Below are 10,742 nucleotides of genomic sequence, written 5' to 3'. Positions count from 1 at the left end.
CTGCGCGGGCTAGTGCAGCGCGTGCGTGCGGATGAGGCCTACCGCAATGCCTTCCAGTGCGAATTCCTGGTCGGCCTCCACCACGATGGTTTGGAAGTCCGGGTTTTCGGGCAGAAGCTCGATATGCCCGTTGGTGCGCTGAAGGCGCTTGACGGTGACGTCGTCGCCCAGGCGGGCCACGACGATCTGGCCGTTGCGGGCTTCAGAGGCTTTTTTCACGGCCAGCAGATCCCCTTCGAGGATGCCGGCATCGCGCATGCTCATGCCGCGCACCTTCAGCAGGTAGTCGGGCGCTTGCGCGAACAGGTGGGGGTCGACGCCCACTTCGCGTTCGACGTGTTCGGCGGCAAGAATGGGGCTGCCGGCTGCTACGCGGCCCACCAGCGGCAGCAGCAGCTGTGCCAGCGAGGGCATGGGCAGGGAAGCCTGCGAAGCGGCAGAGGCGCCGTCTTTCAGGCGGATACCCCGCGAGGCGCCGGCGGTAAGCTCGATGGCGCCCTTGCGGGCCAATGCCTTGAGATGATCTTCCGCCGCGTTGGGCGAACGGAAACCCAGGGCCTGGGCGATTTCGGCACGCGTCGGCGGAAAGCCGGTGCGCGTGACGGTTTGCCGGATGAGGTCCAGGATTTGTTGCTGGCGATCTGTAAGTTTGCTGGCCATGGCGATGATCCGGTGCGAGCGGACTGTACATATATACAGCGCCATTCTGGGGGACGTAGCGCAAAAAAGCAAGCCAGTCCAGGCCCCAAAGCAAAACGGAGCCCGAAGGCTCCGTCTTTCAGCAGTCAGGCCGAGGGGCCCACGCTACGGGTTACAGCACGGCGGCGATGCCGGCGGCAACCTTGTCGATGTTGCCGCTGTTCAGGGCGGCCACGCAGATGCGGCCGCTGGACACGGCATAGACGCCGTGCTCTTCACGCAGGCGGTCCACTTGCGCGGCGGTCAGGCCCGAATACGAGAACATGCCGCGTTGCTGCAGGACGAAGCTGAAGTCCTGCTTGCCGCCGTGTTCCTTGATCTTCTCGACCAGTTGCTTGCGCATCAGGCGGATGCGGTCGCGCATGCCGGCCAGTTCTTCTTCCCACATGGCGAAGAGTTCCGGCGTGTTCAGCACCGTCGACACCACCGTGCCGCCATGGGTGGGCGGGTTGGAGTAGTTGGTGCGGATGACGCGCTTCAACTGGCTCAGCACGCGGGTGGCTTCTTCCTTGCTGCCGGCCACGACCGTCAGTGCGCCCACGCGTTCGCCATACAGCGAGAACGACTTCGAGAAGGACGAGCTGATGAACATGGTCATGTCCAGGTCGGCGAACATGCGCACGACCGAGGCGTCTTCCGTCAGGCCTTCGCCAAAGCCCTGGTAGGCGATGTCGAGGAACGGGACCAGATGGTTTTCCTTCACGACGGCGGCGATCTGCTTCCATTGGTCGGCGGTGGGGTCCACGCCGGTCGGGTTATGGCAGCACGCGTGCAGCACGACGACGGTCTTGGCCGGTGCGGCCTTCAGATCCGCCAGCATGGCGTCGAAATTCAGGCCGCGGGTGGCGGCGTCGTAGTACGAGTAGGTGCCGACTTCGAAGCCGGCGCGCTCGAACAGGGCGCGGTGGTTTTCCCAGCTGGGGTTGCTGATCAGGACCTTGGAGGTCGGCAGCAACTGGCGCAGGAAGTCGGCGCCGATCTTCAGCGCGCCCGTGCCGCCCAGAGCCTGGGTGGTCAGAACGCGGCCGGCGGCGGCCAACGGGGATTCCTTGCCCAACAGCAGCGCTTGAGCGCCCTGGTTGTAGCCGGCAATGCCTTCGATCGGCAGGTAGCCGCGTGCGGCGGCGGCCTCGATGCGGGCGGTTTCGGCCTTGCGTACGGCGCCCAGCAGGGGGATCCGTCCCTGATCGTCGTAGTACACGCCCACGCCCAGGTTGACTTTACCGGGACGCGTATCCGCGTTGAATTGTTCGTTCAGACCAAGAATGGGGTCGCGCGGCGCGAGTTCGACGGAATCGAAAAGGTTGCTCATGGGACTCTGATGAGGATGGGTGGACGCAGTACGGTGTGCTGTGGATAATGGGGGGTTTACCCTGGAACAGTCTAGCATGCCCAAGAGCCCAATAGACCCGAGCAGCGCGGGAGATCTGAATGATGATCTCGCTGCGGATCTGACGGCGGCATCGGCATCGGCTGCGTCCGCGCCGAGGCTGGATGTGAAGCCTGGATTCGTCGAGTATCCGGACAGCCCGTTTCAGCTGTATCAGCCTTATCCGCCGGCGGGCGACCAGCCCGCGGCCATCGACGGCCTGACGCAAGGGGTCGAAGACGGCCTCATGTTCCAGACGCTGCTGGGCGTGACGGGATCGGGCAAGACCTACACCATGGCCAACGTGATCGCCCGGATGGGGCGCCCGGCGTTGGTACTGGCCCCTAATAAGACGCTGGCCGCCCAGCTCTACGCCGAGATGCGGGAGTTCTTTCCGAAGAACGCGGTCGAGTACTTCGTCTCTTATTACGACTACTACCAGCCCGAAGCCTACGTGCCGACGCGCGACCTGTTCATTGAAAAGGATTCGTCCATCAATGAACACATCGAGCAGATGCGCCTGTCGGCCACCAAGAGCCTCCTGGAGCGCCGCGACACGATCATCGTGGGCACGGTCTCGTGCATCTACGGTATCGGCAACCCTGGCGACTATCACGCGATGGTGCTGATCCTGCGCAGCGGGGACCAGATTTCCCGCCGCGAGATCCTGGCCCGCCTGGTGGCGATGCAGTACACGCGCAACGACGCCGAATTCACCCGCGGCGTGTTCCGGGTGCGCGGCGAGACCATCGACATCTTTCCCGCGGAAAGCGCCGAACTCGCGCTGCGCCTGACACTGTTCGATGACGAAATCGAAAGCCTTGAGCTCTTCGACCCGCTGACCGGTCGTATCCGCCAGAAGCTGCCGCGATTCACCGTCTACCCCGGCTCGCACTATGTGACCCCGCGCGACACGGTCCTGCGCGCCATCGAGACCATCAAGGAAGAGCTGCGCGAACGCGTCAAGCGCTTCGTCGACGACGGTCATCTGGTCGAGGCGCAGCGCCTGGAGCAACGGACCCGGTTCGACCTGGAGATGCTGCAGGAGCTGGGCTTCTGCAAGGGCATCGAAAACTACTCGCGGCACCTGTCAGGCGCGGCGCCCGGGGATCCGCCGCCCACGCTGATCGATTACCTGCCGTCTGACGCGCTGATGTTCATTGACGAGAGCCACGTTACGATCGGGCAGCTGAGCGGCATGTACCGCGGCGACCGCTCGCGCAAGGAAACGCTGGTGCAGTACGGCTTCCGCCTGCCGTCGGCGCTGGACAACCGGCCACTCAAGCTCGAGGAATTCGAGACGCGGATGCGCCAGTGCGTCTTCGTGTCGGCCACGCCGGCCGCTTATGAGAAAGAGCACGCGGACAACGTCGTAGAGCAGGTGGTGCGGCCTACCGGGCTCGTCGACCCCCTGGTCGAGGTGCTGCCGGCGCGCACCCAGGTCGATGACTTGCTGGGCCAGATCAAGGCGCGCGTGTCGCTGGGCGAGCGTGTGCTGGTCACCACCCTGACCAAGCGCATGGCGGAAGACCTGACCGACTTCCTGAGCGAACACGGGGTGAAGGTGCGCTATCTGCACTCCGACATCGATACGGTGGAGCGCGTGGAAATCCTGCGCGACCTGCGCCTGGGCACGTTCGACGTGCTGGTGGGGATCAACCTGCTGCGCGAAGGCTTGGACATCCCCGAAGTGTCGCTGGTGGCCATTCTGGACGCGGACAAGGAAGGTTTCCTGCGTTCCGAGCGAAGCCTGATCCAGACCATCGGCCGCGCGGCGCGCAACCTGAACGGGCACGCCATCCTGTATGCCGACCGCATTACGGATTCGATGCAGCGCGCGATGGAGGAAACCAGCCGCCGCCGCGCCAAGCAGCTGCAGTTCAACATCGACAACGGCATTACGGCCCGCGGGGTGCAGAAGGCGGTGCGCGAACTGATCGACGGCATCGTCGCGCCGGTTCAGCACGATGCGCTGGAGGCTGCGGTGCCGGCGGAATTCCTGAAGGATGAGAAAGCCCTGGCGCGTGAACTCAAGCGCCTGGAAAAGCTGATGATGGACCACGCCCGGAACCTGGAATTCGAACAGGCCGCGGCCGCCCGCGACGCCTTGACGGCCTTGAAGCAGCGGGTGCTTCTGGATGGGGCGGTATAGCCAAAACACGTATCAAAAAGTGTCTGTTAGCTGACTGGTTGCTGAAAATGTGTAAAACCCGCAATGTTGCAATTGCGGCTTCACAATCTTCGAGAATCCTCGGGATCCGAGCGGTAACCCTGCGCCTGATTGTGAGCTTAAGTCATTGATTTAAATGGTAAAAAATCAGGCGCTTCGCTGCAGTTATCCAATCGGTTAATTGCAAAAAAAGCTTGCCTTATCTCGGGTTTTCCCGCACACTTACTCCCATGATGACCAAGGTACTTTTCGTTTGCATGGGCAATATCTGTCGCTCGCCGAGCGCAGAGGGCGTGTTTCGCCATTTGGTGAACGACGCGGGTTTGGGCGATGTTGTTCGCATCGACTCCGCGGGCACGCACGCGTTTCATATCGGCGAGGCGCCTGATGCCCGGGCGCAGGCTGCGGCGCGTAAGCGCGGCTACGAGATCACGCACTGTGAGGCGCGTCAGGTCACCGCGGAAGATTTCCGCGACTTTGATCTTATCCTCGCCATGGACTGGGACAATCTGTCCGCCATGCAGCAGCAGTGCCCCAAAACCTATCAGCACAAATTGATGCTGCTGATGCGCTTTGCCAATGAGTTCGAGGAGGCCACCGTGCCTGACCCGTACTATGGCGGCGCCGATGGTTTCGGCAAGGTGCTCGATTATCTGGAAGACGCCTGTCAGGGTGTTCTTGAGCTGGTCCGTAAGCGCGCTACCCAGTACCAGGCGGCGTGACCGTCTAAACCGTAGAGCCGCCCACTGAGCGGCTCTCGGGGTACTTGGCAGTGAAAAAACCGCGCAAATGCGCGGTTTTTTCTAGCCGGGAGCCATACCAAATTAGTCGGGAATAGGCTATACTTGACCCAATTACTCGGGTATTGACCGCTGGATTCGCTGGCGGCCATAGCCGATTCACAGGGAACCCACCATGCGGCTAACTACCAAAGGGCGTTTCGCCGTGACTGCCATGATCGATCTGGCTATGCGGCAGCATAGCGGCCCGGTCACTCTTGCGGCCATCAGCCAGCGTCAGAATATTTCGCTTTCCTATCTGGAACAGCTGTTCGGGAAACTGCGCCGCCACGAACTCGTGGACAGCGTGCGCGGCCCGGGCGGCGGTTATTCGCTTGCGCGTCTTGCGCGCAACGTGACCGTTGCCGACATCATCTTTGCGGTCGATGAGCCGCTGGACGCCACGAGCTGTGGCGGCAAACGGGACTGTACGAGCGGCAACGACGGCAAGCCGGGCAAGTGCATGACGCACGAACTCTGGGCCACGTTGAATCGCAAGATGGTCGATTACCTGGATTCGGTGTCCCTGCAAGATCTGGTTGATCAGCAGCGCGTGCGCCAATTGCAGGAAGCCAACAATCAAGCGCAGGCCTGCGCGGTACGTGTGAATCGGGTAGGGGGCACGAATGCCGCCGCCAACGCCCCGACCACGACCGTCGCCGCCAATGCCACCGTATAAGCAGTATCAGGAGTTGTAGATATGACCACCCGCCCGATTTATTTTGACTATTCGGCCACGACGCCCGTCGACCCCCGCGTCGTGGACAAGATGGTGCCCTGGCTGTACGAGAACTTCGGCAACCCGGCATCGCGCAGCCACTCGTTCGGCTGGGATTCCGAAGAAGCCGTTGAGCGCGCCCGCGAAGAAGTCGCCAAGCTGGTCAACGCCGACCCGCGCGAGATCGTCTGGACCTCCGGCGCAACCGAATCCGACAACCTGGCCATCAAGGGCGCCGCGAACTTCTACGCGGAACGCGGCAAGCACATCATCACCGTCAAGACCGAACACAAGGCGGTGCTGGATACCTGTCGCGAGCTCGAACGCCAAGGCTTCGACGTCACGTATCTGAATGTGAAAGACGATGGCCTGATCGATCTGGACACCTTCAAGGCCGCGCTGCGCCCCGATACCGTGCTGGTGTCGGTGATGATGGTGAACAACGAGATCGGCGTGGTCCAGGATATCGAAACGCTGGGCGAGATCTGCCGTGAAAAGGGCATCATCTTCCATGTGGACGCCGCTCAGGCGACCGGCAAGGTGGAAATCGACCTGCAAAAGCTGAAGGTCGACCTGATGTCGTTCTCGGCGCACAAGACCTACGGCCCCAAGGGCATCGGCGCGCTGTATGTCCGCCGCAAGCCGCGCATCCGCATCGAGGCGCAAATGCACGGCGGCGGCCACGAGCGCGGTTTCCGCTCGGGCACGCTGGCTACGCACCAGATCGTCGGCATGGGCGAAGCATTCCGCCTGGCCCGTGAAGAAATGGGCACCGAGAACGAGCGCATCCGCATGTTGCGCGACCGTCTCTGGAATGGCCTGTCGCAGATCGAAGAGGTCTACCTCAACGGCGACATGGACCAGCGCGTGCCGCACAACCTGAATGTCAGCTTCAACTACGTCGAAGGCGAGTCCCTGATCATGGCGATCAAGGAACTGGCCGTGTCCAGCGGTTCGGCCTGCACCTCGGCCAGCCTGGAGCCGTCCTACGTGCTGCGCGCACTGGGCCGCAACGACGAGTTGGCGCACAGCTCTATCCGTTTCACCCTGGGCCGCTTCACGACCGAAAAGGAAGTGGACTTCGCCATTGAATTGCTCAAGAGCCGCGTGGGCAAGCTGCGCGACATGTCGCCGCTTTGGGAAATGGCCAAGGAAGGCATTGACTTGAACACCGTGCAGTGGGCCGCGCACTAAGCGCCCGCGCCAAGAAATACGTGGAGAAATAACATGTCTTACAGCACCAAAGTTCTGGATCACTACGAAAACCCGCGCAACGTCGGTTCGTTCGACAAGTCGGACGAGTCGGTCGGTACCGGCATGGTCGGCGCACCGGCCTGTGGCGACGTCATGAAGCTGCAGATCAAGGTGAATGAAGCCGGCGTGATCGAAGACGCGCGCTTCAAGACCTACGGCTGCGGTTCGGCCATCGCTTCCAGCTCGCTCGTGACCGAATGGGTCAAGGGCAAGACGCTTGACCAAGCGATGAACATCCGCAACACGCAGATCGCCGAAGAACTGGCATTGCCGCCGGTGAAGGTCCACTGTTCCATCCTGGCCGAAGACGCGATCAAGGCCGCGGTGCAGAACTACAAAGAAAAGCATTCGGTTCCGGCCGAAGCGGTGGCAGGCTGATCATGTCCGTTACCCTGACCCAACAGGCTGCCACCCATATCGGGCGCTACTTGCAGAAGCGCGGAAAGGGTATCGGCTTGCGGCTCGGCGTTAGGACGACGGGCTGCTCCGGCATGGCCTACAAGTTGGAATACGTGGACGACTCGGCGCCGGAAGACGCCGTGTTCGAGAGCTTTGGCGTGAAGGTCTTCATCGACCCGAAAAGCCTGGCTTACCTGGATGGCACCGAGCTGGACTACGCCCGCGAAGGCCTGAACGAAGGTTTCAAGTTCCGCAACCCCAACGAGAAGGCGACCTGCGGCTGCGGCGAGTCGTTCACGGTGTAAGTCTTGGCTGGAGACGACCACTTCAGCCTGTTCGGCTTGCCGGCACGCTTCGACCTGGACGCGCAAGCGTTGGAAAACGCGTGGCGCGCCGTCGCCGCGCAAGTGCATCCCGACCGTTACGCCACGGCCAGCCCTGCGGAGCGCCGCGTGGCCATGCAGTGGGCGGCGCGCGCGAACGAGGCGTACCGCGTGCTGCGGGATCCCTTGTTGCGCGCACGTTACCTGTGTGAGCAGGCGGGCATCGATCTGCAGACCGAGAGCAATACGTCCATGGACACGGCTTTCCTGATGCAGCAGATGACCTGGCGCGAGATGCTGGACGATGCGCGCGACGATGCCGATGCCCTGGCCGCCTTACAGACGGAGTTGGAAGCCGCGCGCGTTGAGATGCGCGCCACGCTGACCCGTCTGCTGGACAACGAGCGCGACTACGCGACTGCCGGGCTGAAGGTCCGGGAATGGATGTTCGTGGAAAAGCTGGCGGAAGAGCTGGCGCACGCACAACCCGCCGGATAGCCCAAGCCGTGTCCGGGGCGCCCGAAGCAGGCGCCCGGATTTCGCCGCCTACTGAGCAGAAAAATACAATCATGGCCTTATTGCAGATATCCGAGCCCGGCGAGTCGCCCGCGCCGCACCAGCGCAAGCTGGCGGTGGGGATCGATCTGGGCACTACCAATTCTCTGGTCGCGGCCGTGCGCAGCAGCGTCGCCGAAGTGCTGCCTGATGCAGAAGGCCATGCCTTGCTGCCGTCGGCGGTGCGTTATTACCCCGGTGGCAAAGTCACCACCGGCCGCGAGCCGCTGGCTCAGCAGGCCGAAGACCCGTTGAACACCGTCGTGTCCGTGAAGCGCTTCATGGGCCGTTCGCTGGAAGAGGCGCGCGCCACGCGTGCGCCGTATGAATTCGTGGACGCGCCCGGCATGGTGCGCATCCGCACGGCGCAGGGCGACCTGAGCCCGGTTGAGGTGTCGGCGCAGATCCTGGCGGTGTTGCGCCAGCGTGCCGAAGACGTCCTGGGCGACGACCTGGTGGGCGCGGTCATCACCGTGCCGGCGTATTTTGACGACGCCCAGCGCCAAGCCACCCGTGATGCCGCCCGCTTGGCCGGCCTGAATGTCTTGCGCCTGCTGAACGAGCCCACGGCCGCGGCGATCGCCTATGGCCTGGACCACGCCTCGGAAGGCGTGTACGCCGTGTACGACCTGGGCGGCGGCACCTTCGATATTTCCATTCTGCGCCTGACCCAAGGCGTGTTCGAGGTGATCTCCACCGGCGGCGATACCGCGCTGGGCGGCGACGACTTCGATGCCTTGATTGCGGACCACGCCGTGGCCAAGCTTGCCGCTGGCGAGTTTTCGCCGGCCGACCGCCGCGGGTTGTTGATGGCGGCGCGGGCCGCGCGCGAAGCGCTGTCCGATGCCGAATCGGCCGACCTGAAGCTGACGCTGGCGGACGGGCGCGATGTCGACGTCGTGTTGACCCGCGCGGAGTTCGAGGCGCTGGCGCAGCCGTTGGTGGAACGCACGCTGGATTGCGCGCGCCGCGCGTTGCGCGATGCCTCGCTGAAGGCGGCCGATGTGCGCGGTGTGGTGATGGTGGGTGGCGCAACGCGCATGCCTGTCGTACGCGCGGCCGTTGGCCGGGTATTCGGCACGGAACCGTTGATCGATCTGGATCCGGACCAGGTAGTGGCGCTGGGCGCCGCCTTGCAGGCCAACTTGCTGGCGGGCAATCGCGCGCCGGGCGAGGACTGGCTACTGCTCGATGTGATTCCGCTGTCGCTGGGGCTGGAAACCATGGGTGGGCTGGTCGAGCGCGTGATTCCGCGCAACAGCACCATTCCTGTCGCTCGCGCCCAGGAATTCACGACGTTCAAGGACGGCCAGACGGCCATGAGCATCCACGTGGTGCAGGGTGAGCGCGACCTGGTGGCGGATTCGCGTTCGCTGGCCCGGTTCGAACTGCGCGGCATCCCTCCGATGGTGGCGGGCGCCGCGCGCATCCGCGTGACCTTCCAGGTGGATGCGGACGGCCTGCTGAGCGTGACGGCCCGCGAACAAAGCACGGGCGTCGAGGCCGCCGTCTCGGTCAAGCCGTCGTACGGGCTGACCGACGATGAGATTGCGCAGATGCTGGCTGATAGCGTGGCGCAAGCCGATACGGACGCACGCGCCCGCATGCTGCGCGAGCAGCAGGTGGATGCGCGCCAGTTGGTGGAATCCGTGCAGGCGGCGCTGGCCGTCGACGGCGATCTGCTGGATGCCGAAGAGCGCAAGCACGTCGACGAATGCCTGCAAGCCGCCATCGCCGCACAGTCCGCGCAAGACACGGATACCGTGAAAGACGCAGTGCAAGCGCTGTCGGCCGCGACGGACGACTTTGCCGCGCGGCGGATGGACCGCAGCATCCGCGCCGCACTCGCGGGCCGCAAACTTGATGAGATCGCCTGATTAGACGTATGCCGAAACTGACTGTATTGCCTCATCCCGATTACTGCCCCGAGGGCGCCGTGATCGAAGACGCGCCCAAGGGCGTGTCGATCTGCCGTGTCCTGCTGGACAACCACATCGACATCGAACACGCCTGCGAGCTGTCGTGTGCGTGCACGACCTGTCACGTGGTGATCAAGCAAGGTTATTCCGCGCTGGAAGACGCGACGGATGATGAAGAGGACTTGCTGGACAAGGCCTGGGGCCTGACCCCGACGTCGCGCCTGTCGTGCCAGGCGTTGGTGACCGATACCGACCTGACGGTTGAGATTCCCAAGTACACCATCAACCACGCGAAAGAGGGCCATTGATGAAGTGGACCGACACCTACGACATTGCCGCCGCGCTGGTCGACGCGCACCCGGACGTGGATCCCAAGACGCTGCGTTTCACGCAACTGCGCGAATGGGTCATGGCCTTGCCTGAATTCAGCGACGATCCCGCCCATTGCGGCGAGAAGATCCTGGAGGCCATCCAGATGGCCTGGATCGACGAAGCGGACTGACCGACGCCAACGAAACGCTCCCTCTGGGAGCGTTTTTGCTGAAGGGCCGCCCCAA

12 protein-coding genes are annotated in these 10,742 nt (G+C 63.3%); 10 read left to right on the top strand and 2 right to left on the bottom strand.

The window, feature by feature from the left end; genetic code table 11:
* Positions 1-9 precede the first annotated feature (9 nt).
* Positions 10-660, bottom strand: coding sequence for a transcriptional repressor LexA (lexA, locus tag ACO6D5_RS28010; protein WP_315845624.1), 651 nt, complete (start codon positions 658-660; stop codon positions 10-12).
* A 151-nt stretch (positions 661-811) separates the two neighbouring features.
* Entirely contained in the window at positions 812-2,011 is a 1,200-nt protein-coding gene (locus ACO6D5_RS28005) for an aromatic amino acid transaminase (RefSeq protein ID WP_315845625.1), read from the bottom strand.
* A 76-nt stretch (positions 2,012-2,087) separates the two neighbouring features.
* Between ACO6D5_RS28005 and uvrB the strand changes: the two genes are divergently transcribed.
* The 10 genes from uvrB (at position 2,088) to iscX (ending at position 10,687) form a co-directional block, all read left to right on the top strand.
* Positions 2,088-4,220 carry an excinuclease ABC subunit UvrB gene (uvrB, locus tag ACO6D5_RS28000; protein ID WP_315845626.1) on the top strand — a complete coding sequence of 711 codons (2,133 nt, stop codon included), beginning with the start codon at positions 2,088-2,090 and terminating at the stop codon, positions 4,218-4,220.
* 248 nt (positions 4,221-4,468) lie between these two features.
* A complete protein-coding gene (locus ACO6D5_RS27995) occupies positions 4,469-4,960 on the top strand; it encodes a low molecular weight protein-tyrosine-phosphatase (protein WP_006225301.1) in 492 nt (163 codons plus the stop codon).
* Positions 4,961-5,153: 193 nt separating this feature from the next.
* Positions 5,154-5,696: a Fe-S cluster assembly transcriptional regulator IscR gene (gene iscR / locus ACO6D5_RS27990; protein WP_035213312.1), complete on the top strand. Its 543-nt coding sequence runs from the start codon at positions 5,154-5,156 to the stop codon at positions 5,694-5,696.
* Positions 5,697-5,717: 21 nt separating this feature from the next.
* Complete coding sequence (locus ACO6D5_RS27985) at positions 5,718-6,929, top strand: IscS subfamily cysteine desulfurase (protein ID WP_088590073.1); 1,212 nt, start codon at positions 5,718-5,720, stop codon at positions 6,927-6,929.
* Between the two features lie 33 nt (positions 6,930-6,962).
* The gene (iscU, locus tag ACO6D5_RS27980) at positions 6,963-7,367 is read left to right on the top strand and encodes a Fe-S cluster assembly scaffold IscU (protein ID WP_006225297.1); all 405 of its coding nucleotides are present in this window, start codon (positions 6,963-6,965) and stop codon (positions 7,365-7,367) included.
* Positions 7,368-7,369: 2 nt separating this feature from the next.
* Entirely contained in the window at positions 7,370-7,693 is a 324-nt protein-coding gene (gene iscA, locus ACO6D5_RS27975; RefSeq protein WP_006225296.1) for an iron-sulfur cluster assembly protein IscA, read from the top strand.
* A gap of 3 nt (positions 7,694-7,696) precedes the next feature.
* Positions 7,697-8,209 (top strand): Fe-S protein assembly co-chaperone HscB, encoded by a 513-nt coding sequence (gene hscB, locus ACO6D5_RS27970; RefSeq protein WP_315847481.1) that lies wholly within the window; start codon positions 7,697-7,699, stop codon positions 8,207-8,209.
* A 71-nt stretch (positions 8,210-8,280) separates the two neighbouring features.
* On the top strand, positions 8,281-10,143 hold the full coding sequence (gene hscA / locus ACO6D5_RS27965) for a Fe-S protein assembly chaperone HscA (RefSeq protein WP_315847482.1): 1,863 nt from the start codon (positions 8,281-8,283) through the stop codon (positions 10,141-10,143).
* An 8-nt stretch (positions 10,144-10,151) separates the two neighbouring features.
* Entirely contained in the window at positions 10,152-10,493 is a 342-nt protein-coding gene (fdx, locus tag ACO6D5_RS27960; protein ID WP_006225293.1) for an ISC system 2Fe-2S type ferredoxin, read from the top strand.
* Positions 10,493-10,687 carry a Fe-S cluster assembly protein IscX gene (gene iscX / locus ACO6D5_RS27955; protein WP_006225292.1) on the top strand — a complete coding sequence of 65 codons (195 nt, stop codon included), beginning with the start codon at positions 10,493-10,495 and terminating at the stop codon, positions 10,685-10,687. The genes fdx and iscX overlap by 1 nt, the downstream gene beginning before the upstream one ends.
* Positions 10,688-10,742: the final 55 nt, after the last annotated feature.

This window comes from Achromobacter sp. (assembly GCF_057314935.1).
This window is presented reverse-complemented; position numbering and strand designations above follow the sequence as displayed.

Coding starts and splice junctions, on each gene's coding strand:
- uvrB (WP_315845626.1), top strand. CDS start 2,088: ATGCCCAAGAGCCCAATAGACCCGAGCAGCGCGGGAGATCTGAATGAT.
- iscA (WP_006225296.1), top strand. CDS start 7,370: ATGTCCGTTACCCTGACCCAACAGGCTGCCACCCATATCGGGCGCTAC.
- iscR (WP_035213312.1), top strand. CDS start 5,154: ATGCGGCTAACTACCAAAGGGCGTTTCGCCGTGACTGCCATGATCGAT.
- iscX (WP_006225292.1), top strand. CDS start 10,493: ATGAAGTGGACCGACACCTACGACATTGCCGCCGCGCTGGTCGACGCG.
- lexA (WP_315845624.1), bottom strand. CDS start 660: ATGGCCAGCAAACTTACAGATCGCCAGCAACAAATCCTGGACCTCATC.
- hscA (WP_315847482.1), top strand. CDS start 8,281: ATGGCCTTATTGCAGATATCCGAGCCCGGCGAGTCGCCCGCGCCGCAC.
- ACO6D5_RS27985 (WP_088590073.1), top strand. CDS start 5,718: ATGACCACCCGCCCGATTTATTTTGACTATTCGGCCACGACGCCCGTC.
- ACO6D5_RS27995 (WP_006225301.1), top strand. CDS start 4,469: ATGATGACCAAGGTACTTTTCGTTTGCATGGGCAATATCTGTCGCTCG.
- iscU (WP_006225297.1), top strand. CDS start 6,963: ATGTCTTACAGCACCAAAGTTCTGGATCACTACGAAAACCCGCGCAAC.
- ACO6D5_RS28005 (WP_315845625.1), bottom strand. CDS start 2,011: ATGAGCAACCTTTTCGATTCCGTCGAACTCGCGCCGCGCGACCCCATT.
- fdx (WP_006225293.1), top strand. CDS start 10,152: ATGCCGAAACTGACTGTATTGCCTCATCCCGATTACTGCCCCGAGGGC.